The organism is Shimia sp. R9_1, assembly GCF_017743775.1.
Classification (GTDB): Bacteria; Pseudomonadota; Alphaproteobacteria; order Rhodobacterales; family Rhodobacteraceae; genus Shimia.
In genome coordinates this window covers 1,264,531-1,288,503 of record NZ_JAGHRN010000001.1, presented here as the reverse complement: position 1 = coordinate 1,288,503, position 23,973 = coordinate 1,264,531, and the positions used below count along the sequence as shown (strand labels likewise).

22 protein-coding genes are annotated in these 23,973 nt (G+C 58.8%); 10 read left to right on the top strand and 12 right to left on the bottom strand.

From position 1 onward, the window contains the following. Position 1: 1 nt before the first annotated feature. Both J7399_RS06230 and J7399_RS06225 read right to left on the bottom strand, forming a co-directional pair. Positions 2–769, bottom strand: a complete 768-nt coding sequence (locus tag J7399_RS06230; protein ID WP_209084665.1) for a metal ABC transporter ATP-binding protein — start codon at positions 767–769, stop codon at positions 2–4. Beyond that, a complete protein-coding gene (locus J7399_RS06225) occupies positions 766–1,251 on the bottom strand; it encodes a transcriptional repressor (RefSeq protein WP_209084664.1) in 486 nt (161 codons plus the stop codon). Before J7399_RS06225 ends, J7399_RS06230 begins: the two co-directional genes overlap by 4 nt. 92 nt (positions 1,252–1,343) lie before the next feature. Between J7399_RS06225 and J7399_RS06220 the strand changes: the two genes are divergently transcribed. Next, complete coding sequence (locus tag J7399_RS06220; protein ID WP_348539435.1) at positions 1,344–2,531, top strand: zinc ABC transporter substrate-binding protein; 1,188 nt, start codon at positions 1,344–1,346, stop codon at positions 2,529–2,531. Between the two features lie 18 nt (positions 2,532–2,549). Here J7399_RS06220 and J7399_RS06215 read toward each other — a convergent pair whose 3' ends face one another. Further along, a complete protein-coding gene (locus J7399_RS06215; protein ID WP_209084663.1) occupies positions 2,550–4,214 on the bottom strand; it encodes an ABC transporter substrate-binding protein in 1,665 nt (554 codons plus the stop codon). A 239-nt stretch (positions 4,215–4,453) separates the two neighbouring features. Here J7399_RS06215 and J7399_RS06210 point away from each other — a divergent pair, with 239 nt between their 5' ends. The 3 genes from J7399_RS06210 to J7399_RS06200 all read left to right on the top strand — a co-directional run bounded on the left by J7399_RS06210 (position 4,454) and on the right by J7399_RS06200 (position 9,800). Next, entirely contained in the window at positions 4,454–5,533 is a 1,080-nt protein-coding gene (locus J7399_RS06210; RefSeq protein WP_209084662.1) for a glycosyltransferase family 2 protein, read from the top strand. 43 nt (positions 5,534–5,576) lie between these two features. Next, on the top strand, positions 5,577–7,841 hold the full coding sequence (locus J7399_RS06205; RefSeq protein ID WP_209084661.1) for a glycosyltransferase family 2 protein: 2,265 nt from the start codon (positions 5,577–5,579) through the stop codon (positions 7,839–7,841). 84 nt (positions 7,842–7,925) lie between these two features. Then, complete coding sequence (locus J7399_RS06200) at positions 7,926–9,800, top strand: hypothetical protein (RefSeq protein ID WP_209084660.1); 1,875 nt, start codon at positions 7,926–7,928, stop codon at positions 9,798–9,800. A gap of 27 nt (positions 9,801–9,827) precedes the next feature. Here J7399_RS06200 and J7399_RS06195 read toward each other — a convergent pair whose 3' ends face one another. The 4 genes from J7399_RS06195 to J7399_RS06180 form a co-directional block, all read right to left on the bottom strand. After that, positions 9,828–10,844 (bottom strand): LacI family DNA-binding transcriptional regulator, encoded by a 1,017-nt coding sequence (locus J7399_RS06195; RefSeq protein WP_348539434.1) that lies wholly within the window; start codon positions 10,842–10,844, stop codon positions 9,828–9,830. Positions 10,845–10,931: 87 nt separating this feature from the next. Beyond that, positions 10,932–12,497 carry a DUF427 domain-containing protein gene (locus J7399_RS06190; protein ID WP_209084659.1) on the bottom strand — a complete coding sequence of 522 codons (1,566 nt, stop codon included), beginning with the start codon at positions 12,495–12,497 and terminating at the stop codon, positions 10,932–10,934. Between the two features lie 143 nt (positions 12,498–12,640). Further along, positions 12,641–13,345 carry a hypothetical protein gene (locus tag J7399_RS06185; RefSeq protein ID WP_209078399.1) on the bottom strand — a complete coding sequence of 235 codons (705 nt, stop codon included), beginning with the start codon at positions 13,343–13,345 and terminating at the stop codon, positions 12,641–12,643. Beyond that, the gene (locus tag J7399_RS06180; protein ID WP_209084658.1) at positions 13,317–13,619 is read right to left on the bottom strand and encodes a hypothetical protein; all 303 of its coding nucleotides are present in this window, start codon (positions 13,617–13,619) and stop codon (positions 13,317–13,319) included. The genes J7399_RS06185 and J7399_RS06180 overlap by 29 nt, the downstream gene beginning before the upstream one ends. Before the next feature lie 173 nt (positions 13,620–13,792). On the opposite strand from J7399_RS06180, the gene J7399_RS06175 reads away from it, so the two are divergent. The 4 genes from J7399_RS06175 to J7399_RS06160 all read left to right on the top strand — a co-directional run bounded on the left by J7399_RS06175 (position 13,793) and on the right by J7399_RS06160 (position 17,918). Beyond that, positions 13,793–14,266: a hypothetical protein gene (locus tag J7399_RS06175; RefSeq protein ID WP_209064633.1), complete on the top strand. Its 474-nt coding sequence runs from the start codon at positions 13,793–13,795 to the stop codon at positions 14,264–14,266. A gap of 116 nt (positions 14,267–14,382) precedes the next feature. After that, positions 14,383–15,006: a ribonuclease HII gene (locus tag J7399_RS06170; protein WP_209084828.1), complete on the top strand. Its 624-nt coding sequence runs from the start codon at positions 14,383–14,385 to the stop codon at positions 15,004–15,006. A gap of 101 nt (positions 15,007–15,107) precedes the next feature. Beyond that, a complete protein-coding gene (locus tag J7399_RS06165; protein ID WP_209078400.1) occupies positions 15,108–16,223 on the top strand; it encodes a site-specific DNA-methyltransferase in 1,116 nt (371 codons plus the stop codon). A gap of 291 nt (positions 16,224–16,514) precedes the next feature. After that, the gene (locus tag J7399_RS06160) at positions 16,515–17,918 is read left to right on the top strand and encodes an adenylate/guanylate cyclase domain-containing protein (RefSeq protein ID WP_209084657.1); all 1,404 of its coding nucleotides are present in this window, start codon (positions 16,515–16,517) and stop codon (positions 17,916–17,918) included. On the opposite strand, the gene J7399_RS06155 is transcribed toward J7399_RS06160, so the two are convergent. Both J7399_RS06155 and mutY read right to left on the bottom strand, forming a co-directional pair. Then, positions 17,915–19,048 carry an alkane 1-monooxygenase gene (locus tag J7399_RS06155; RefSeq protein ID WP_209084656.1) on the bottom strand — a complete coding sequence of 378 codons (1,134 nt, stop codon included), beginning with the start codon at positions 19,046–19,048 and terminating at the stop codon, positions 17,915–17,917. The genes J7399_RS06160 and J7399_RS06155 overlap by 4 nt on opposite strands. A 62-nt stretch (positions 19,049–19,110) precedes the next feature. Then, entirely contained in the window at positions 19,111–20,163 is a 1,053-nt protein-coding gene (gene mutY / locus J7399_RS06150) for an A/G-specific adenine glycosylase (RefSeq protein ID WP_209084655.1), read from the bottom strand. A gap of 80 nt (positions 20,164–20,243) precedes the next feature. On the opposite strand from mutY, the gene J7399_RS06145 reads away from it, so the two are divergent. Continuing rightward, positions 20,244–20,765, top strand: a complete 522-nt coding sequence (locus J7399_RS06145; RefSeq protein ID WP_209084826.1) for a DUF721 domain-containing protein — start codon at positions 20,244–20,246, stop codon at positions 20,763–20,765. Continuing rightward, positions 20,766–21,449: a DsbA family protein gene (locus J7399_RS06140; RefSeq protein WP_209084654.1), complete on the top strand. Its 684-nt coding sequence runs from the start codon at positions 20,766–20,768 to the stop codon at positions 21,447–21,449. A 25-nt stretch (positions 21,450–21,474) separates the two neighbouring features. Here the strand turns inward: J7399_RS06140 and lpxK are convergent, their stop codons facing one another. From lpxK to J7399_RS06125, 3 genes are read right to left on the bottom strand one after another with little or no spacing between them, the layout of a single operon-like run. Next, the gene (lpxK, locus tag J7399_RS06135) at positions 21,475–22,482 is read right to left on the bottom strand and encodes a tetraacyldisaccharide 4'-kinase (RefSeq protein ID WP_209084653.1); all 1,008 of its coding nucleotides are present in this window, start codon (positions 22,480–22,482) and stop codon (positions 21,475–21,477) included. Beyond that, positions 22,479–23,693: a glycosyltransferase N-terminal domain-containing protein gene (locus J7399_RS06130; RefSeq protein WP_209084652.1), complete on the bottom strand. Its 1,215-nt coding sequence runs from the start codon at positions 23,691–23,693 to the stop codon at positions 22,479–22,481. Before J7399_RS06130 ends, lpxK begins: the two co-directional genes overlap by 4 nt. 7 nt (positions 23,694–23,700) lie before the next feature. Beyond that, positions 23,701–23,943, bottom strand: coding sequence for a DUF4170 domain-containing protein (locus J7399_RS06125; RefSeq protein WP_209084651.1), 243 nt, complete (start codon positions 23,941–23,943; stop codon positions 23,701–23,703). Between the last annotated feature and the right edge of the window lie 30 nt (positions 23,944–23,973).

The following is a 23,973-nucleotide window of genomic DNA, read 5'->3' as shown; positions in this document are numbered from 1 at the left end:
ATCAGCGAGATCCGTGATCGTGGTGGGCGTGATCACCGTCATGACTGTGGTCATGGTCGTGATGATGGTGGTGATCATGCTCATGCCGGTAAAGCGCCAGCGCCCCATGGGTACCGGTGCCAAACAGCGCCCGATATTCCGGGGCAGAGGCGACAATTTCCGGCGTGCCATGGCAGCACACATGCCCATTGAGGCAGACCACACGGTCTGAGGCGCTCATCACCACATGCAGCTCGTGGCTGACCATCAACACAGCGGCTCCAGTGCTGCGCCGCACCTGCTCAATCTGGGTGTAAAGATCTGCAGAGCCGGGCTGATCAAGGCCCGTTGTCGGCTCATCCAAGATCAGCAGGTCGGGCTTATCCATCAAAGCCCGCGCCAGCAGAACGCGCTGGAATTGCCCGCCCGAAAGCCCCGCCATGGGCCGGTTTTGCAGGCCTTCCGCGCCAACCTGCGCCAATGCTTCCTCCACCTGCGCCTTGCTGCGTTTGGTGGGAAGCGACAGAAAACGGGCGGCGGTCAAAGGCATGGTGGCATCAATCGCCAACCGCTGCGGCACATAACCGATGCGCATGCCCGCCGCACGCAGAATGGTGCCCTGATCGGGTTTGAGCGCCCCAATAATGCAGCGCAGCAAAGTGGATTTGCCACTGCCATTAGGGCCAACAATGGTGACAATCTCACCTTTGTCGATGGCCAGATCCACGTTGCTCAGCGCCTGATGCGACCCGCGTTTCACCGACATTTTGCTGACGGTGACAAGTCTCATGCCGGTGTCTCCGCTGTGGGCGCGCAATCCGGGCAGAGCCCCTCCGCCTCCACCACCGTGCTTTCCACCACAAAGCCCATCGCCTTGGCCGCTGCGCCCAATGTGGATTTCAACGACGCGGCGGTTTCTCCAACCGTGTTGCAGCCGCGGCAAATCAGGAAGATGGGCGTGTGGGTGTCACCGGGATGGGCGCAGGCCACATAGGCATTGAGCTTCTGAACCTTATGCACAAACCCGTTGAGCACCAAAAAATCCAAAGCGCGATAGACGACCGGGGGCTGCGACGCATAGCCTTCCTCAGATAGGATGCCCAAAATGTCATAGGCCCCCATCGCGCGGTGTTCCTGCAGCAAGATTTCCAGCACCCGCCGACGCCCCTTGGTCAGGCGCAGCCCTTTGGCCGCGCAGGTTTCTTCTGCGGCGCGCAGCCCGCTGCCCACACAGGCGGCGTGGTCATGGCTTTGAAATCCCACGGTTTGCATGGAGCCTCCTGACGGTCCTCAAGATTTGATGCTTGATATAGTATAACATTTCAACTAGAGCCAGCCCCTGTAGCAACAAAAGGAGCGCTGACGTGCGATTCATTCCTATGGTCTTTGCGGCGACCGTTCTGGCCGCGCCGGTGCGGGCGGAAGCGCCACGCGTTGTGACGGACATCCTACCAGTCCAGGCGCTGGTCGCCAAGGTCATGCAAGGTGTTGGCGAACCTCAGCAATTGCTGCCCGCCAACCAATCGCCACACAGCTATGCCCTGCGTCCCTCCGAGGCGCGCGCGCTCCAAAACGCGGATCTCGTGGTCTGGATCGGTGCGGAGCTGTCTCCTGCGATGGACGAGGCCATCGACAGCCTTGTGAATGACGGAGAGGCGTTTTCTTTGCTGCATCTGAATGGCACAAGAGAGCTTGCCTATCGCGAAGATGAAACCTTCCTTGAGATTGCTCTGGGTGAGGGGGATGATCATCACGACGATCATGATCACGACCACGATGCGCATCATGACGACGATCATGAGGGGCACGATGACCATGCACATGACGAAAAGCATGAAGACCATGATGATCACGGTCACGACGATCACGACCATGACGATCATGCGGATGAGCACGGCCATGATGAGGGCCATGAAGAGCATGACGCACATGATCACGACAAACATGCCGACCACGAAGGTCATGACGACCAGGATGACCATGCGGATGAGGCCCACGCGGGCCATGAGGGGGAACACCATCATGACCACGATGGCGTTGATCCACACGCCTGGCTTGACCCGCAAAATGCCAAGTTCTGGATGGGTGCGATTGCCGAAAAGCTCGCTGCCCTTGATCCGGAAAACGCTGCGACCTACCGGGCCAATGCCGCCGAAGGTCAGGCAGAGCTAGAGGCGCTGACAGCAGAGATCGCCGCAGACCTTGCCCCGCTGAAAGGGCACGGTTTCGTGGTGTTCCACGACGCCTACCAGTATTTTGAAACCCGCTTTGATCTGTCGGCTTCCGGAGCGATCCTCTCTGCAGACGGTGCAGCCCCAAGTGCCGCACGTCTGGATGCGGTGCGCGATGTCCTGCACAATGAAGGCGTCACCTGCGTTTTCACCGAGCCACAGTTCAACCCCAAAGTTGTGAAGGCGATCAGCTCCGGTCTGGATCTGCACTCCGAAGAGCTGGACCCGCTTGGCGTCAATCTGGACAGCCCGGATTATCTCGCTTTGATCCGCAACATGGCGGAACAGTTTGAGCACTGCCTTGAGGGCCACGATCACTAAGAGGGTGGCTTGCCCGCTTTAGGTCCAACGCAATTCCGCGGGGCGTATTTCAAAGGAAATATGATGCGCCCCGCCAAGCAGCCCCTCAACCGTATGGTTGGCCAAAGAGCGCCAATAGGGCTGTAGGGTCACCGCATCTTCCTGCAAGATCCGTTCCCCTCGTTCCACAAGCGCCCGCCGTTTGTTCAGATCAAGCGTGCCAAGCGCCTCATCCAAAATGGCGTCAAAATCCGGATTGGCATAGCCGAACTCATTCCACGCTTCACCGCTGCGATAGGCCAGCGCCCAGATCTGTACGCCGAGCGGGCGGTGGTTCCAGTCGGTTGCACTGAATGGGAATTTGTCCCAGTTGTCCCAATAGATGCTGCCTGGGACAATGGTGGTTTTGGCCTGAAATCCCGCATCACGCAGCTGCGCCACCACAGCATCCGTTGTGTTTTTGCGCCAGAGATCGTCGATGGTGTGCACTTCCATCTCAAACCCTTCCATGCCCGCTTCCTGCAGCAGCGCAAGTGCGCCGCGCGGATCATGGGGCGGCAGGCCGATGTCGGTATATTCCGGATGCGCAGGGCCGATATGGTGGTTCTCTGCGGTGCGGCCGTGACCGCCGTTGCCAAGCTCGAGCAACACCTCATTGTCCACCGCCATCGCAATGGCCCGCCGGACACGCGGATCGGCATAGGGCATCTGCCCGCCCACTTCGGCCAGCTGATTGGGGCGCACCACCACCGTCGACATGGAGATCACATCATTTTTGACCCAACCTTCGGTGGCACCGATCAGATCGGCATATTCGCCGTCCACGGAATAGGTCATGTCGACTTCACCGGCTTTGGCCGCACGCGCCCAAACCGCCGGATCAGTGCCAAAATCAATAAACTCGATGCGGTCCATCCAGGCGCCGTTGCCGTCGTTCCACCAGCTATGATCCTCATTGCGCATCAACACACCACGCGTGCCGACCTGCAAATCCACCGGCAGGTAAGGCCCTGTGCCCACGGGATTTTCCAGCATGGTGGCCGGATCAAAGCTCTTATGCACAATCGCGGCGGGATAATCCGCCATACCGGGGATCAGCGAAATATCCGCCTTGGGCAGGTTCAGGCGCACCGTGTGGTCATCCACCACCTCAATCGCGCCGTCCAGCGCACGGTCGGTGGCCGGATCAATCAGCGTGGCAAACCGCCCCGCCATGGAGTTCCCCGCCAGATCGCGCGCGCACCAGCCTGTGATGTTGCGCGCCACATCCTGTGCCGTAAAGGCATCGCCATTGTTCCAGCGCACCCCTTGGCGCACATTCAGCGTATAGGTCTTGGCATCCTCGGAAATTTCCCAGCTCTCCAGCAGAGCGGGTTTAAACGTGCCATCGTTTTCATAGGTGACGAGATATTCCAGCCAGCCGCGCGTGAAATTCGCAATCTGCGGCCAGTCAAACAGGCGCGGATCTTTGAGCGCCCGCACTTCCTGCTGAATGCGCACCACGCCCCCCGCCGAGGAAGCCGCCGTCTGCGCGGCCACTGGCTTTGCGCTTCCAAGCAGCGCATAGGCCGTCGCGGAACTTGCCCCAAAGGCGCTGGCCAGCGTCAGAAATTCGCGTCGCGACATCTGGTCCGGTCCAATATGGGCCGCCTGATCAATCAGGCCTTGCGGCAATGGCGCTCCGGTGCGGTTTTGAAAGGACATCGGTGCCCTCCAGTTTGGCTGGGGTTGCGAAATTTCTGAATGCCACAATGTTTGGCTTCTATGAAAGAAATGTCAAAGGCCGGAAATCCCGACCGGTTTTCAAGATCATAGGGCAGTTGTGCCACACAGCAATTCACATTCCTGGGTGCCCGCGCACGAGGTGTTCCTCGGAAGACTCAACCGATGAGGATTTCGCGCCAAAGCCTGTCCCGTCAGGATCACTGTGCTATGCAAAGACCATGATCACGGCACAAGACACGTCTTCATTGCGCATTCTCAGCGTCACCTCCGTGCGCAACGAAGCGCCGTATTTGCTGGAATGGATCGCCCATCATAAGGCCGCAGGCGTCACCGACTTTCTCATTTTTTCAAATGATTGCGTCGATGGCACCGATGCATTGCTTCAGGTGTTGGACGCGGCAGGGGTCATCACCCATGTGGACCACAAGCCAACGTCCGGCAAAAGCATCCAGTGGCAGGCTTTAAGGCAGGCGTGGAAACACCCTCTGCGCAAAGCTGCTGACTGGATTTTGGTCACCGACGTTGATGAATTTCTCAATATCCACGTGCCGGGGCACCGCATATCCGATCTGCTCGCCAAGCTTGATGAGGCGACGGATGCGGTGGTTCTGCCTTGGCGCCTTTTTGGCAACAACGGCAAAGTCGCGATCGAAGACAGCCCTGTCACCGCACAATTCACCCGAGCGATCCCGGCAGACGCGCAATATCCGGTGGCGGCCAGCCTGTTCAAAACCCTTTTTCGGGCCAAAGGGCCGTTCAATCAATTGGGCGTACACCGCCCCAAGCAGAAAGATCCGGAAAAAGCGGGCCTGCCAAACATCCGCGATGGCTCCGGCAACCCCGTGCATCCCTTTCTGGCCGAAAATGCGTCGCGACTGTCGCTCTATGGTCTTGGCGTGGCGCGCGATCTTGTGGAGCTTAACCACTATGCCGTGCGCTCCGCCGCCGCATTTGTGGTCAAGAACGAGCGCGGGCTGCCCAATCGCGCCTCCAAAAAAGTCGACCTGAGCTATTGGGTGGAGCGGAACTTCAACACCGAAGAGAACACTTCCATCGCTCAAATGCGCCCGGCAACAGAGAGTGTTTTGGCGCAGCTTCTGGAGATTGACGTGGTCGCCGCGCTCCATGCCGCCGGTGTGGCGTGGCATCAGCAACGCTTCCTCACCCTTGTGACCCAGCCCGCCGGACAAGAGCTGATGTCCCAAATCCTCACGGCCGGTGGCAGTCAGGTGCCGCCACGACAATTGCAGCAGCAGTTGGTAAGATGGTATCAACAGGCAACAGATAAAATATCCTGACGCCATTGCGTGATCGGGAAGAAGAGAGAGCAGGGGCAAACCCATGGGGAAGGCCGCATTCCAACTGTGCGAAGTGACAACCGCTGATCTGGCGGGGGCGACGCTTTTGTCTTGCGTGACCGCTGAAAGCAGCGATGGCACTGAGGCGCAGGCGTTATTCAAAACCGGCGTCGATGCCGGTGCGATTTCGGCTGGATCCGGCACCGAGATTCTGGAACGACGCAGCATCGGCGATGGCGCCATCCTGCTCTTGCGTTTCGCGGGCTCTGCGCCCCGGTTGGTGATCAAGGATGCCCAGTCAGATGTTTCCGTTGCACAACCAGATTTGGACGGGTTTGAGGGCCTGAATGTTGCCCTCGCGGTGCGCAATGGCGAAACCGCTGCCGCAACGCTCGCTTGGCTGCGCTATCACGCGGGGCATCACAATCTTCAGGGCGCGGTGATTGTGGATCGTGCGCAACCGGGGAAGGACACGGGCTATCTGAGCGCGCTTGAGGCAGGTCTGCCGGATATCAAAGGGCTGAAGCAGGTCTTGGTTGTGCGGTTTGATGTGCCTCTGGGCCACGCGGATTTGCCGCCGGAGGCACACCCTTTCAACGCGCCAGACGCGCCGGGCAAAGACCGGATGGAAATCCCTGCGGCCTCTCCGTGGGATGCGCCTTTGGGCGAGGTGCAAATCTTTGAGCTGATCCGCCACCGCTGGCTGAACTGCGCCCGCGCCGTTGCGCTGCTGGATATTTCTGATCTGGTCAGCCAAACCAAAGGGGCGGGCACCAAAGGCCGTACGCTCTTTGATATGGCGGTCAAATCCGAGAGCGGTGCCATCACGCTTGTGGGGCAGCATTGCTACCCTTGGCGCGTGCGCAACGGGCAAGAGGCCAGCCACGCTGATCACATCTGCGTACAGTTTGACGCCACCAAGATGCGCCGCCGCTGGGTGGTCGCCCCCAAGAAAGCGCCTTCTGATGTGGTCTGGCGGCTGATCCGCGTGGTGGGCGCGCGCACCAAGCCTGACGAATGGGTGAAGTTTTATCGCTGCATGGCGCTACGCCATCCGGCTAAGAACGTCGGGCAGATCGTGCCCAAGACCTCGCTGATCGAAGAAGACGAGCTTCTGAAAATCGCGCGCAAGAAGTTTGATCACAAACCGCTCCGCATGCCCGAAATTCCTGCGCCCAAGGTGGATCCGGCGGACAATGACGTGGCCATCATCACCTGCATGAAGAACGAAGGCCCGTTCATTCTCGAATGGCTCGCCTATCACCGCGCCATCGGTGTGAAGAGCTTTCTGGTCTACACCAACGACTGCAATGACGGCACCGACAGTTTTCTGGATCTGCTGCAGGAAAAAGGCTTTGTGCAGCATCGCGACAACCCGTTCAAAGGCACCAATCTGAAGCCTCAGCATGCGGCTCTGCAGGCGGGTGAAAGTGAGCCTGTGATCCAGAACGCGGATTGGGTCATCTCGATGGATGTGGATGAATTCATCAACATCAAAACCGGAGACGGCACTTTGCCCGCGCTCTTTGAGGCGGTGGGGGATGCCAATCTGATCTCCTGCACATGGCGTCTCTTTGGCAACTCCGATGTGCATGGATACAGCGATACGCCGTTGATGGCGCAGTTCACCCGCTGCGCGCGCGAGCAAACGCGCAAGCCGCATCAGGCCTGGGGCTTCAAGACGCTTTACCGCAACATCGGGCTCTTCAAAAAGCTCGGGGTGCACCGCCCCAAAGGCCTCAATCCCCAGCTTTGGTCTCACATCCACTGGGTGAATGGCTCGGGTCAGCCCCTGCCCAAAGACATGTATCGCAACGCTTGGCGCTCAACCGCCACCACGGTGGGCTATGATCTGGTTCAGCTTAATCACTATGCCGTGCGCTCCGCAGAAAGCTTTCTGGTGAAGCGTGACCGGGGCCGCGTGAACCACGTCGATCGCGACCAGGGCATGGCCTATTGGTTCCGCATGAACAACAACACCGAAGAAGACACCTCCATCCAGCGCATGATCCCGGCCATGCAGGCAGAAATGGATCGGCTCCTGTCTGATCCGGAGATCGCAGAGGCCCATGCCTTCTCTGTGGATCGCCACCGCGCCAAGATCGACGCGCTGCGCCAGACCTCCAACTACGCCAAGTTCTACGAGGATCTCACCAGCGCCAGACAAGAACGCCTTGCTAGATTGCATCCGCATTTTGGGGCCAATGTCTTCCTTGCCGGGCCTGAGGTGATCCCCGATTGGGTTGTGGAGCGCGATTTACCAGATGATTTCTTCTTTACGGTAGAGAAGCAGGACACAGCCCATTAATGGAGGCTGTAACGGATTTTCGGAGACAGGACCGGTGTTTCGGCCTAGACTGTTTCCAAATTAAGAACAAAGGGTTGGGGCAAAATGGCAAAGCTACCTGAGATCGCATCGCTGTGGATCGGCGGACGCCTGTCGTGGCTGGAACAACTGTGTCTCAAATCCTTTGCCGACGCGGGGCATCACACGACGCTTTACAGCTATGAGGAAATCCCCAATGTGCCCGAAGGGGTGCACACCGCCGACGCAGGCGAGATCTTTCCCGGCGAGCCAATGTATCGCCACATGCGCACCGGCAGCCCGGCCATTCACGCCGACATCTGGCGGCTGAACCTGCTCAAAAAGACCGACAAGATCTGGGTGGATGCCGATATCTACTGCTACCGACCGTTCAACTACACCCGCCAATCGATCTTTGGCTGGGAGAAAGAGGGCCTCTTGTGCAACGCGGTACTGGGGCTGCCCAAAAGCTCCAGAGCGCTCAACGCCATGTTGGACTTCTTTGAGGACGAATATGCCATCGGCCCTTGGCTGAAGCCGTGGCAGCAACGCGAATTGCAGGCCGAAAAGGATGCCGGACGCCCGGTGCATATGACCGCGCAAAACTGGGGGTTCACCGGCCCTGCGGCGGTCACTTATTTCCTCAACCAGTCCGGAGAAATCAAATACGCCGAGCCGGAAGCGGCGTTTTATCCGGTGTCTTTCAAAGACCGGAACAAGATGATCCAAAGCCGGTTTGACATCGAAAAAGACTGGCTGACCGAAGACACCCGTGGCGTGCATTTCTGGGCGCGCCGGATGAAGCCCCGTCTGGAGGAAAAGGAAGACAACCGTCCCCGGCGCGGCTCCTTCATGCACGGTTTGCTCAAAAAGCACGACATTGATCCCGACGCGGCCCTGATCCTGCCAAAGAAGAAAGCCCCTGATGCCTCAAGTACAGCGAGCAGCCCATCCGAAACCTCCGCATCTCTTCCGCAAACGGAGCAAACTGCCTATGTGAGCCCCGTTCTGGAAAAGCCTAAAGCCGCCACCTTGCCGGAGGCGCTTGATATTTCCAAAGTCGAGGCAAAACCTGCCGCGCCAAGCCGGTCTGATTGGAAGCGCAACCTGCAAGAAGTCGGCGAAGAGCAGGGCTTCTTTGAAGAGTTGGGAGAGGAGCACTCCGCGCTCTATATCGAGCAGGGCAAGACGCTGATTGTCACCTTTGAAAATCTGGACCACGTGTTTGAGGACAGCGCGGAGCGGATGCCCTGGGGGCATAACTTTGTCACCTCGCGCGGCTGGTCGATGCTTGGCCTGATGGCGCATGGCTGGACATGGTATCGCGACGAGGCCGTTTTTGATTTCTTTGACCGTTTGCGCGACGAAGGCTTTTTTGAGCAGTTCGACAAGGTTGTGTTTTACGGCGCCTCAATGGGCGCCTATGCCGCGGCGGCCTTTTCCTCGGCAGCGCCCGGTGCCACGGTGATCTGCATCTCCCCGCAGGCCACGCTGGATCGTGAAACCGCAAGCTGGGAAACACGCTACCGCCGCGCATGGCACCGCGACTTTGGCGGGCGCTACGGTTATGCTCCCGATCTGATTTCAGAGGCCAAAGAGGTGAACCTCTTTTATGATCCGCGCATGCCAGCCGATGCGATGCACGCAGCGCTCTTTCGGGGGGACAACCTGCGCAAATATCGCTGCCGCTTCATGGGGCACCGGATTGCGTCGTTGTGGATCCTAATGGGGCTGCTGAAGCCGGTGATCGAGAAATGCGTGGCAGGCGACATGAATGCCACCACCTTCTACGGGCTCATGCGGCAGCGCCGCGAAGTGCCGCGTTATCAAAAAGAGATGTTGCAGACGCTCAACAAGGATGGCCGTCCATGGATGATCGCCAACTATTGCGCGGCTGTTCTGGCGCGGCGGCGTGGGCCGCACTTCCGCAAAGCTCTGCGCGCGGCGCGCGCAAAGCTCTGATCCGTTCTAAGTGAGATAGCTTGCAGCTTAGGCGTCGCGCAATGTGTCGCCAAAGCTGATCGTTGGGGCGAGGGTCACAGTTGTGTCCTTGTCTTTGCCCTCGGTGCGCGCGGCAATGATTTCAGCGGCCTTGATGCCGATTTCACGGCGGCAGGCATCCATGGTTGCCAACTGGCGCGGTAGACCTTGCAACAGTTCCACACCGTTAAAGCCCGCAAGCCCGATCTGGCCAGGCACATCAATGCCCTTCTCCAGAAGGTAAAGCAGCCCGCCCGCGCCGATCATGTCATTGCTGTAGTAGATGAAATCCACATCCGGGCTGCGCTCCAGCACTGCTTGGGTCATCTCACGGCCCTTCGCAAGCGCGGAGCCGCCAGAGTAAAACTCGCGATCAACCACCTCGACGCCGGATTTGGCGAGCACTTCGGTAAAGCCCTCAAAGCGTTTGCGCGCCCGGTGGTCCAGCGGCATCTTGGTGCCAAGGAAGGCAATCTTCTTGTAGCCGGCCTTCAGAATCGCCGCCGCCATCTCGCGCCCGGCGCGGCGGTGCGAAATGCCCACCATAGCGTCCACAGGTTCGCCGTCGGTGTCCATGATTTCCACCACCGGAATGCCGCTCGCGTTCAGCATCGCGCGGGAGGCTTCGGTGTGCTCAAGCCCGGCAATGATCACGCCGGAAGGCCGCCAGGACAGCATTTCATAAAGGACTTTCTCTTCCTTTTCAGGAAGATAGTCGGTCACGCCCACAACGGGCTGCAGCTCGGTGTCTTCCAGCACCTGACTGATCCCGCTCAATACTTCCGGAAACACCATGTTGGACAAAGACGGGATGATCACCGCTACAAGGTTCACGCGCTGACTGGCCAACGCCCCGGCAATTTTGTTGGGAACGTAGCCGAGCTCTTTGGCTGCGGAGAGCACCTTTTCTCTTGTCGCCGGAGAAACATCACCACGGTTTCGAAGCACGCGGCTGACTGTCATTTCAGACACCCCCGAGGCTTCAGATACATCACGAAGGGTCAAAGAGCGATTTTGTTGAGTCACAGACAGTCATCCCCATAAGGTCATGGGAATGTTACCGCGATCATAAGCGCAGGTTCAAGCGTCTGCGGCTGTGAGACGTCGCGCAATTTAGCAATCCGCGAGCTTATCGGCGGAGACTGCGAAGCAGGAGACCGGCTCTTTCACGTTGCGCAGGGTGATATCGCCCAAGGGTTTGCGGTCCAGATCATGGCGCGCCACCTCATCAGACACAACAATCCGATGGCCAACTTTTTTCCCAAAATCCCCAAGCCGCGCAGCCACATTGGCGGGGCGGCCAATTACCGTGAAATCCAGACGCTCGCGCGATCCGACATTGCCATAGGTGACCCGTCCATAGGAGATGCCGATGGAGCAGTCACAACAGCGCGGCGGATCTTCATCCCGCAGCGCTTCGAGTTGCTGCACAATCTCACGCGCGGCCTGCAAGGCTTCTGCCCCGGCATCCGCGCCGTCCTCCGTGTCGGGGAAAACGGCCAGCACAGCGTCGCCGATGAACTTCAGGACTTCGCCGCCATGGGCCTCGACGATGGCCGATGTGGTCTCAAAGAAGGTGTTGAGCAGATCAATATAAGCGGCGCGTCCAAGCTCTTCTTCCATGCGGGTGGAATCGCGCAGGTCACAGAACATGATCGCCGCATCAATATCGTCCCCATCCCCGCGCCGGATTTCGCCTCCCAGCACGCGCGCGCCTGTGCGCGCACCAACATAGGTTTCCAGCAGCGATTGCGCGTTTTCTTTCTGCGTGAAGACTTCAAAGAACCGGCTGATCACACTTGAGACCTCAAAGATCAGCCCGAGGTTTGCCGTGGTGAACCCTTTGGGGTGATCACTGGTCAGGGTCAGCACGTTGATTTGCCCGTTGGAGAAGATCAGCGGCATTGCCACATAATCCGTCGCCCCCTCGGCCCGCAGCTCATCCATGATGGGGAATTTCATATCAAGGCCCGGCACGTCCAGCTTCTGGCGTACTCCGCCCAGCCCTTGAGAGACATGGTAGAGGGGGCTGTTTGTGTAGGCAGGGTGTTCATGCAGATCGTAGGATGGCGTGTAGGTGACGATTTCATCCGCATCCCGCGTCCAGATATAGTGACGCCCCGCGATCATCGGATGCAGCGACCAGATCATCGCGGACATCCGTTTGACGGCAATGCCGCTCTCTTCCATCTTCCGGCCCAAGGCACCGATGAAATCTTGCGGCGTTGTTTCAAACGCGGCGCCGCGCATCAGCCAATCCACCAGAGGGCCCGTGATATTGCCATCCGCAACCGGTTCCAGCTCGGCACCGCCAAAATCCACCTCAACACCCGCATTCGGCATAAAGCCGATATGGCCGTTGATGGCACGGCTTTCGGGCATTGCGTCGTCATAGGACCACACACCATTGGGGATAATTTCCCCATCAATCAGAATGTCGCGATAGCGCGCGGTGCCTTTGAAGGGGCAAAAGGTTTTCAGCTCGTTTTGGTCTGACAGTGCCACAAGGATGTCGTCGCGCGGTATGTAAATCTGCGGCTCTAGGCGCGTCTCATACATGACCTTGGCGCGCGCGCTTTGCGCCAGCACCACGCCGTCGCGCAGCACTTTTACGGTTGCATCTATCGGTTTGATGTCGAGGCCGTAACCGGCGTTTGCCCCAAATCGTGAGCCTTCCATAGCAAGATCTCTCCCTGCCGCGCGTGGTCCGTCCCAATGTGGTGTGTGAACAAAGGGTAAACAAGCCCTCAGTGAGCGGTTTCAACAACTTTTGTTCAGCAGACCGGCTCAGCGGCTGCTGTCGCAGGCCGCGGGCAGGGGGGCTAGAGCACCTCGATCACATCCTTGTCGATCGACAAAACATAGCCTTTGCGCGCGATGTTTTTCACCAAAAGCTGGCTCACCATCTGATTGCCCAAAGAATCCCTGAGCCGCTTGATCCGCGTCGCCCCTGCCGCCTCATCGCAATCCGCTGACGGTTTGCCGGAGATCACACTTTCCAGCGCAATGCCCGAAAGCACCTCGTCATCCATCCGTGCTTCCGCCAACACTGAAAGCGTTTCCATCGCGGCATCGGTCAGTTTGAAGCCCATCTCGTTTAGGTAAACGGTCTTCTCTTCGCGACTGACGATCAGCGAGGTGACCTGAATGCCCGCCCGCTCGATCTGCGCCATCCGCCGGTTCAGCATCATCAGCGCCACAAGGCACACAAGCGCAGCGATCATCATCGCGGTGGCAAACACCAGCAATACGAGGATCACCAGACGATAGCTTGAAAGCGTGTCAGCAAAGGCCGTGCCCGATTGCGCAAGGATTTCCAGAAGCTTGATTTCCGCCTGCCCGGTGAGCGCGTCATTCTCCATGAACAACTGCTCCACCCGCGCGTTAAACGCATTGGCATCCGGCAAGGTCAGAAGCAGGACAGCCGCGCAAATCAACAGGATCGAAACAACCGCCCCAACCCCGAAAATCACAATCCGCCCGCCGCTGCGCCGCGTTTCAATAACGGAGGTAGAATTGTCCTGCACTGTCTTTTTTCCCGGAGAGTTTTGAGGCGTCAAACACGGATAGGACGTTTAACAGCGTCCACCCGTCCTGCCCAATGCGCGCGGCAACTTCCTGCTTGGCAGAGGCTTTGTCACAGCTGCCCTGCAGCGCAACGACACCATAGTGCAGCCGCAACGGGCCGTCCTTTTTGGCTTTGTAATCGGCATAGCAATCCGCCGCGCTTGCCAGATTGGGCAGGGCGAGGGAGGCCGCAAGAGCTGCCGCACAAATCGGGTATCTGATCCTGTTTTTCATGGCGCAACACTGCTCTCTGGGCGTTTGATATTCAATAACCAATCCGCTTTTGTGATCGGATATAGGATAACAACACCCTGATATTGTACGATTTTCACATCTTGACGGAAACAGAAGATGTCTTCCGGTCAACGCACCGGTCTCATCGAACAAAAACCGCAGAGGATGTTGTTATGACTTCAAAAACTTTCATTGCCGCCGTGCTGAGCGCCGCGCTCGTGATCACCGGCCTGTCTGCTCCCCGCGCGCATGCCTTGGATGAAGACGCGATTGGTGCATTGCTGTTTGGAGGCTTGGCTCTGGCGGTCATCGGGGCGGCGGTGGCCGACCACAAGGACGATAAGAAAGAGAAGCCACGCTACACCTATCAGCCGAGCAAACCTGAACAGCCCAAGAAGCCGAAGAAAGCCAAAAAAGCCAAGCACAAGCATAAGTCCTGGCTGCCAAGTCATTGCTCCAAACGGTTTGAAACCCACCGCGGCAAAGTCATTCAGGCCTACGGTCAGCGGTGCCTGTTCCGCGCGGAATACCCTGCCTATCGGTTGCCCGAGAAATGCTATTTCCAGGCGCGTGGCAAGCACCGTACGATCTCCGGCTATCGCACGAATTGCCTTGATCGCAACGGTTACCAAGTGGTGTGGCGTTAATCGGTCCCATCGAGCAGGGAATGGCCGAGACAGGGCGGCCACTGGCTGGACAGCGCGAGGGGCTGTCCAGCCTTTTTTGTTGCGCAATGGGCGGGAAGATGATTGTCACAGTGGCCATGACAACACCTGATTTTTTGCTGGAAGAGGCCGCTCTCAGTGGCGGTGCAACACGTGTGGCAGGCGTGGATGAAGTGGGGCGGGGCCCATTGGCCGGGCCGGTGACGGCGGCGGCTGTGGTGCTTGATCCAGACAACATCCCCGAGGGGCTGAACGACTCCAAGAAACTCTCCGCCAAACGGCGCGATGCCTTGGCCGAAGAGATCTTGAAGGTGGCCGATGTCTGTATCGCCCACGCCTCGGTCGAAGAGATCGACGAACACAACATCTTGCGTGCCAGTCATATCGCCATGGAGCGCGCTGTGGCTGGATTGGCCGTGGCTCCGGATCATTTGCTGATCGACGGTAACATGATCCCGCGCGGATTGACGCTGAAATCGGAGGCAATTGTCAAAGGCGACGCCAAATCGCTGTCCATCGCAGCGGCTTCTATTGTTGCCAAAACAGCGCGTGATCACATCATGATGGATTTGGCGCAACAGTTTCCCGGCTATGGGTGGGAAACCAACGCCGGATACCCGTCCAAAAGCCACAAAGCGGCTTTGCTGGAGCTGGGGATAACCCCACACCATAGACGTTCATTCAAACCTATCCACAACATGTTGTATCAAGCTAAAAACTAACGTCTTGATTCAAAAAAGAAATTGACGCCGAATCTCGTTTGACTCAAACTTATCCACATCAACGAGCGCACTAAAAAAACCGCGCCGTAATGAGGCAGAGAATGAAAACGATGACAAAAGCGAAGGGCGCATCCGCGCTCCCGATCAATAGTATATTGTCTGGTGACTGTATCGAGGTGATGAACAGTCTGCCGGAAAACTCTATCGACCTGATTTTTGCTGACCCGCCCTATAACCTTCAGTTGAAGGGCGAGTTGCACCGTCCCGACAATTCCAAAGTCGACGCTGTCGATGATGAATGGGATCAGTTTTCCAGTTTCGCAGCGTATGACAAATTCACCCGCGAATGGCTGAAAGCGGCGCGTCGCCTGCTGAAGCCACACGGCGCAATCTGGGTGATTGGCAGCTACCACAATGTGTTCCGCATGGGTGCTGAGCTGCAAAACCAGGGCTTCTGGATTTTGAACGATGTGGTTTGGCGCAAATCAAACCCGATGCCGAACTTCCGCGGCAAGCGTTTCACCAACGCCCATGAGACCATGATCTGGGCCTCCAAATCCGAAGGCGCCAAATACACCTTCAACTACGAAGCGCTCAAGGCGCTCAACGAAGGTGTGCAGATGCGTTCTGACTGGGTGCTTCCGATCTGCACCGGCCATGAGCGTCTGAAAGACGAAAACGGCGACAAGGCGCACCCGACCCAGAAACCGGAGAGCCTGCTGCACCGCGTGCTGATAGGCGCGACCAACCCGGGTGACGTTGTGCTTGATCCGTTCTTCGGCACTGGCACCACCGGTGCTGTGGCCAAGATGTTGGGTCGTGAATTCATCGGCATTGAGCGCGAGGCGGCTTACCGCAAGGTGGCGCAGAAACGCATCGCCAATGTGCGCAAGTTTGACCGTGAGGCACTTCAGGTGACCACCTCCAAGCGCGCAGAGCCACGTGTCCCATTTGGCCAGCTGGTCGAGCGCGGCATGCTGCGTCCGGGCGAAGAGCTTTATTCGCTCAATGGCCGCTACAAAGCCAAGGTCCGCGCGGATGGCACCCTGATTGGTGGCGACATCAAAGGCTCCATCCACCAGGTTGGCGCACATCTTGAAGGCGCACCCAGCTGCAACGGCTGGACCTACTGGTCTTACAAGCGTGAAGGCAAGAAAGTGCCGATCGATCTTCTGCGCCAACAGATCCGCGCAGAGATGGCCACACGCCCGAACTAAGCGCAACGCATTCAGAAGACAGGAAAAAGCCGGTAGAATACCGCCGGTGCCTGTTGCCGAACTGACTGAACAGGCACCAAGACTTCCCCGCCGGAAACGGCGGGGTTTTTTGATCTTTATAGCGTTTCGGGATTAAGCTGCGTCACAACTTGATGTCATAGCGCCTATGACGTCGATACGTTCCGAGCGTTTCGGCTTATTGTCAGATCTCAACACCAAATCGAAACATTTTGGGGTGTGTAAGAATCTCGCGAATACCTATCTAAGAGGACGAGACGGAGGGCTCTGAAGATGACAGAGGGCGTAAGATCAGACCCCGGCGACGACATCGCATCTGCAAGCGGTGGCCAGGCTGACCGCGAAGACCGCTACACCGAGGCTGTGCTGGAGCATCACAAACGCGAAGGTCTCGCGCTTGCGGTGAAAGCGCGCTGGTGGGCGATGGGTGTTGTGGCCGTCTTCCTGCTGTTTGTCGCCCCGTGGCCGCAGGTTCTCTATTATCACTTCATACTGGCTCTGCTCTGCGCCAACGGCTGGCTCATCCAACGTATGGGTCGCGTCGGTCGATCGCGCACAGAGCTGTTGCTGATCTTTTTTGATCTCTTGATCATGACCATTGGCATCGTCGGTCCCAACCCGTTGGGAGAGCATGACTGGCCCTCTGCCATGCGCTTTCAATATGACAACTTCCAATATTTCTATCTGATCCTTGCAGCGGGCACTTTGGCCTATTCCTGGCGCACGGTGATTGCGATTGGCACATGGACCGCGATGATCTGGTGCGCGGCGCTGGCGCTGTCATTCTGGTTCACCGAGCCGATGGAAGCGCTTAGCGAAGCGGTGATCACTGCGTTGCCAAATCATCCCGAGCTTGGGCGGATGCTCGACCCAAACAGCTTGCACCTTGATCTGCGGTTTCAGGAAGCCTTTGTCTTCATTCTTGTGGCACTCACGCTCGGCCTGACAGTGCGCCGGTTCAACACTTTGCTGCGCTCCAACGCGGCTCTGGAGCGCGAGCGCACCAACCTGTCACGCTATTTCTCGCCCAATGTGGTCGAAGAGCTGAGCCAGAATGATGAGCCGCTCAAACAGATCCGATCCCATGATATCGCTGTGCTGTTTGTCGATATTGTCGGCTTCACCGAGTTTGCCGCTGCCCGTAAACCTGAGGAAGTCATCGAGACCCTGCGCGAATTTCACGGCCTTATGGAAGGGGCAGTTTTTGCCCATGAGGGCACGCTCGACAAATATCTCGGCGACGGGTTGATGGCGACCTTTGGCACTCCAAGCCCCTCTGAGCGCGATGCGCAAAACGCGCTGCGCTGTGCGCGCCAGATGATGCGCGACGTGGATGATTGGAACAACGCTCGCATCGGTAAGGGGCTCCCCCCGTTGCGGGTCGGGTTTGGCGCGCACTACGGGCCGGCGGTTCTGGCCGACATCGGCGCCAACCGACTGGAGTTTGCCGTGGTCGGCAACACCGTCAACGTCGCCTCCCGCCTTGAGAGCATGACCCGTGGGCTCAACGCCCGCCTTGTGATCAGCGATGGCATGCGCGTCGAAGTGCTGCGCGAGGGCGGGGATGAATGTCTGGATGGGCTGCAGAAATTCACCGATCAGGACATTCGCGGTGTCGCGGAAAAGCTCACCGTCTGGGCCTATGAGCGGCCGCGCGACCACGGCATTACAGGCTAACGCGGCATCGGGTTCTTGGCCTTGTTATAGGGCTGCCAATTGGTGATCTCGGGATAATACATCTCCCGCCATCTGCGCACGCGCGGGTTCATAACCTGCTTCCACACCGGCGGGATCATCGCCGCAACCGTCATGATCGGATAGCCAAAGGGCAGCTGCGGTGCCTCCGCATCGCTGTAGTTCTGCAGGAGCGGAAACCGCCTGTCCGGCTTGTAGTGGTGATCGGAATGACGCTGCAAATTGATCAGCAGCCAGTTTGAGGCCTTATGCGCCGCATTCCAGCTGTGATGCGGGCGCACATGCTCATATTTGCCCTCTCCCAGATGTTTGCGCGTCAGCCCATAGTGCTCCACATAGTTCACCAGCTCCAACTGCCAGATCGCGATATAGGCCTGCCAGATGAACAGCAAAACGCCCAGCCAGCCGCCAATGATGCCGGCCAAGATCAACATCGCCCCCTGCATCGCCCAATAGCGGAAGAAAGGATTGGAGAGGTCGGTCCAAGGCAGATTTTTGCGCGCCAGCATCTCTTTCTCCGCGCGGAAGGCGGATTTCAGGCAGCCGATCAAAACCCGCGGGAAGAAGCGGTGAAACCCTTCATTGTAGCGCGCCGTGACCGGATCACGCGGCGTGCCGACATAGCGGTGATGCACCAGAAGGTGCTCACTGCGGAAATGGGAATAGAGCACCATGGCGAGCAGAAAATCCCCCAGCCAGCGCTCATATTTGGGCTTCTGGTGCATCAGCTCATGGCTGTAGTTGATCCCCACAGTGCCGGTGAGCACACCGACGCCGAAAAACAGACCGATCAACGCACCTGTGCTCAAATGGTCCGCGCGGGTAGCATACCAGATCATACCAAAAATCGTTGCAAACTGCAGCCATGGCCAGATTATGGTCACCAGCCGATACCACTTCAGGTCCGCCTCAGCGGTGTCGAGATCGGCGTTTTGCAGGTTGAGCCCGGTCACGGCGTCAAGCGCGGCAAACAGATACCACGTGGTGATTGGCACAAGCAGCACCCACCAGCTGCCCAAACCCGCGGTGATCCACACCAACGGGATCAGCAGTAGCGAACACCAAAACGGTAAGGCACTGGAGAAACGGGCCAATTGTGCGGAGGGGATCATGGCGCAAACCTCTTTCATCGTCGCAAGGACTATGCGGGCAAGCGCGTCTTATCGCAATGCGCTCAAGCGCCGCGATAGAGATCAAACGCCTTGCGCATCGCCGTTGGCAGATCCCCCGGGTCAAATTCCTCAGCGTCCACAAAATGCCCGGTAACCGGCTTGCGATCCATCGGCACCAGCGCGCTGCAGACCGTCAGGCGCAGATGGAAATGGGTAAACGTGTGCCGCGCTTCGGCGTTGAGCGTTTTCCATTCCGCTTTGATCGGGGCTTCATGCGCCGGGGCTGCTGTCTCCTGCCACTCAGATCCGGGCCAGCCCAGCATCCCGCCCAGCAACCCGCTGTCCGGGCGGCGCTCCAGCAGAAAAGCTCCGTCCACCCGGCGTGCGATATAGACCACGCCATGGCGAATGGGTTTGGGCTTCTTCGGTGTCTTCTTGGGCAGCTCCGCCGCGGTGCCCGCTTTCTGCGCCTGACAGGGTGCGCGCCACGGGCAAATGCCACAGGCCGGGTTGCGCGGGCTGCAAATTGTCGCGCCCAGGTCCATCACCGCCTGCGCATAGTCGCCGGGACGCTCCTGCGGCGTCAGGCGCTCAGCCAGCTCTGTCAGCTCCGGTTTGGCGGCGGGCAGCGGCGTGTGCACATCAAACAGCCGCGCCATCACCCGCTCCACATTGCCGTCGACCACTGTGGCAGGCTGGTCAAAGGCAATCGAGGCCACAGCCCCTGCGGTATAAGGCCCGACACCGGGCAATTTCAAAAGCGCCTCGACCGTATCGGGGAACACACCTCCCAATTCAGTGCTCACAAAGCGCGCGCATTTCAGCAGGTTGCGCGCGCGTGCGTAGTAGCCAAGCCCGGCCCATTCCGCCATGACGTCTTCATCCGCCGCCGCAGCCAGATCCTTGACCGTCGGCCAGCGCGCGGTAAACCGCTCAAAATAGTCCTTCACAGCGGCAACGGTTGTCTGTTGCAGCATAATTTCGGACATCCAGACACGATAGGGATCAGGTTTTATGCCCGTTTTGCGCTCTGCCGGGCCAATCCGCCACGGCATCTTGCGCGCATTGTGGTCATACCAAGCCAGGAGGTCGGAGCTTTGGGGCAAATCACGCAAGTTTTATCCTCGCCTAGAGTCGGTTTCGCTGGCACAGCTGGGTCGGGCCACTAAAATAGCTCTCGACCAGAGGATGCAAGATCAACATGCGCCGTACCACGACCAAAGGGTTCAAACGCACCTCCTCGCTCCTGCGGGATCGCATTCGCAAAGCCAGCGAAAGCAAGGGGTTTGCGGAGACCCGCGTACTCACCCATTGGGCAGAGATCGTGGGGCAGGATATCGCGCGCATTTGTCGGCCCGTGGATGTGAAATACGGTCGCAAAGGCTTTGGCGCGACGCTCACGGTGCTCACCACCGGGGCCAATGCGCCCATGCTGGAAATGCAGAAAGAGACTTTGCGCAACCGCGTGAATGCCGCCTACGGCTACAACGCCATTGCCCATCTGCGCATCACCCAAACCGCCCCCACCGGCTTTGCCGAAGGTCAGGTACAATTCTCGGCCCCGCCCCCAAAAGAGGCGGCCAAACCCGATCCCGCTACCCAGCAAGAGGCCGCTCAGGTCGCAGCCCCGGTGCAGAACAACGAACTGCGGCAAGCGCTTGAACAGCTTGCCGGCAACGTGCTTATGAAAAATAAAAATGCTAAGAAAGGTTTCTAAATGAACCGTTTTGTTCCCCTTATCGCCGCTGCAGCCATGGCTGTTGCAGGCGGGGCCTACTGGATGACTGCGGGCCAGCCGACGTCCACCGCCGTCTCCACCATTCTGCCAGCGGTGTCCAACATCCAGACCGTCTCCTCTGAAAATGCGGAGAGCTCCGAGATTGTGGAGATGGCGATTGGCGCTGAAGACGCCCCGATCACCATCATCGAATATGCATCCTTCACCTGCCCGCACTGTGCGAGCTTCCATGAGAACGTCTTCAAAGACCTCAAAGTGGACTACATCGACACCGGCAAGGTGAAGTTCATCTTCCGCGATGTCTACTTTGACCGCTACGGCCTCTGGGCTTCCATGGTGGCACGCTGCGGCGGTCAGGAGCGTTTCTTCGGCATGACCGACATCCTGATGGAAACCCAGCGCGAATGGACAAGCTCCGGTGATCCGGTGGCCATCGCGGATGCGCTGCGCAAAACCGGTCGCCTTGCAGGGCTGGAAGACGACACGCTTCAGGCCTGCCTGCAGGACGAAGACAAAGCCAAGGCGCTTGTGGCTTGGTTCCAGGAAAATGCAGCGGCGGACAATGTTCAGGCCACGCCAACGCTCATCATTGATGGCGAGCAGCATTCCAACATGAACTACGCGGATCTGCGCGAGATTCTGGACGGCAAGCTGGGTGAATAAGCCCTCTTTCCCAAGTCTGAGCGGTCTAGGATCGCTCAGGCACGCCAATCCGGGCCAAGAGCGTTTCAATCGGCTGCCAATCCGAAATGGCCAGTCGCACGGGCAATGTCAGCACCTGCGCCCGCATCTCCATTGGCAAACGCACCGCATCCTTTTCCGTCGTGACCAACTGCGCCCCAAGCGCGCGGGCCTCTGATGTGAGGCGGGTCAATAGCGACGGCGGCAGCGCCTGATGATCATCCAGCGCTTCTGTGCGCACCAGAGTCGCGCCAAGTCCCCGCAGAGTGTCAAAAAACTTTTCCGGATGCCCAATCCCGGCAAAGGCCAGAAACGGCGTTTCCCGCCAATCCATGCCGGTTGGAAGTGGCTCTAAAGCGCCTGTGAGATGGGGGAGGGAGACTGCCTGTCCCCAGCGCGCTGCAAACTGTGCTTGGGCCTGCTCAGAGCCAATGGAAAGCAGCACATCCGCCCGCGCCAGACCTGCCGCGACGGGTTCACGCAAGGGGCCTGCGGGAATGCAACGCCCGTTGCCAAATCCGCGCGCCGCATCCACCACGATGATGCTGGCGTCTTTCTGCACCGTGGGGTTCTGAAAGCCGTCATCCAGCAGGATCACATCGGCCCCCGCCGCCTCTGCAGCAGCCACGCCTTTGGCGCGATCCTTGGCCACCCAGGTTGGGGCAAAGGCTGCCAACAAGAGCGGCTCATCGCCGGTTTGCGCGGCGCGGTGGGCGCGTTCATCCACCTGCACAGGCCCTTCCAGCGCGCCGCCGTATCCACGTGAGACCACATGCGGCCTGTTCCCGCGCGCCTGCAAAAATTGCACCAAGGCGATGGCAGTGGGGGTCTTGCCCGTACCCCCGGCGTTGAGGTTGCCAACACAGATCACCGGCACATTGGCTTTGTGGCCGTCAGAGCTTTGCCGGATGCGTTTGCGCGTCGCTGAGGCGTAAAGCGCGCCCAAAGGTGCAAGCAGATGTGCCTGCCAGCCGGGTTTGTCCGGAGCATTGGACCAGAACTTTGGCTCTTTCATGAAACGGCCTCTTGCTGATCCAAAAGCGCATGTGCGTGCTCAATCACCATATCGGAAACCGCGGCACTGTCAGAAACAACCTGCCAGCCCGCATGCGCCATCGCCGCCGCCTGATCCGGCGCGGCCAGAAACATCAGCGCGGCGGTCAGGCTTTCAGCGTCTTTCACAATCCGCGCCGCGCCCACATTGGCCAGCCGCGTGTAGCTGTTCAGATAGCGCCGCACCGACGGGCCATAGAGGATTGCACTGCCAAGTGCCGCCGGTTCAAGCGGATCACGCCCGCCAGCTCCGGCAACCAGCGAAGAGCCCACAAGGCTGACCGGGGCAAGCCGGTACCACAGGCCCAGCTCATCAGGCGTCTGAGCAAACAGCACCTGCGTATCTTCACCGGGAAAATCCCCGGCCTCCCAATCGGCAACCCGCCACCCGTCTTCCTGAATGGTCCGGTGCATATCTGGGGCATCTTCGGCATTGTCAGGCACAACCACCAGCAATGTGCGAAACGACAGCCGCAGCATCTGGCGATAGGCGTTGAGCACCAGCGGCAACTCTTTGGGCTGCAGTCGCGCGGCCAGCCAAACCGGGCGGCCGGAAAGCGATCCGCGCAACTCCTCCAGATCGCTGTCCTGAACCGGCAAGGCCTGCGCCTCTTCCATCAGCTCGCCGCTCAGCGTGATCTCTGCCGTTTCCGGCAGCAGTTTCTTGAACCGGCTCCGCGCCTCTTTGCCTTGCGCAAAGATCTTGGTGAACCGCATAAGGGTCGCGCGGGTTGGCTCCGGCCCCCAGCGGCGTTTCTGGTCAATCTTGGTGCGATTGGCCTCCAGCAGCACCGAAGGGATATTCCGCTCAAACACCGCATCAATCAGCGCGGGGCGCAGCTCCGGCCCCAGCCAGAGGCACAGATCAGGCTGCCAATGGGTTAGAAAAGCTTTGATATCGTTGGGGTTCTCTGAAGGGCAGCTTTGCCAGATCGCCTCCTCCGGCAACCCTTGGGGGGGCTTGGTCTGCGGCGTCGTGATCAGAAACGCGCTCGCCCCGCGCTGCCGGGTCAGGCGCTGACCAAGCTTTGCGAGGGTCCGCACCCGTTTTGGATCCGCACAATGTAGCCAAACCATTTCACCCGCCGGTCGTGGCGTGGTGATGGCAGCCAGCTGTGGCGGTTGGCGGCGCGCAAACGCAAGATATGTCGTCAGACCAAGCGAGCGCGGCATGCCAGTTTTATCCGAGTTCTTCCGTGGAGGAGGCTTCTGCGCCTTCGTCACGCAGGCGGTGCAAATGGGCGATGAAATACCGCATATGTGCGTTGTCTACGGTGCGCTGTGCTTCGGCTTTCCACGCGTCATAGGCGCTTTCATAGTTCGGAAAGATGCCCACAACGTGAATGTTGTCCGCGTCTTTGAATGCGGTTTTTGTGGGGTCGATCAACTCGCCGCCAAAGACGAGGTGCAGTCGTTGTGCCATGGGCCACTCCTTTGTGGTGCGGATTTGCGC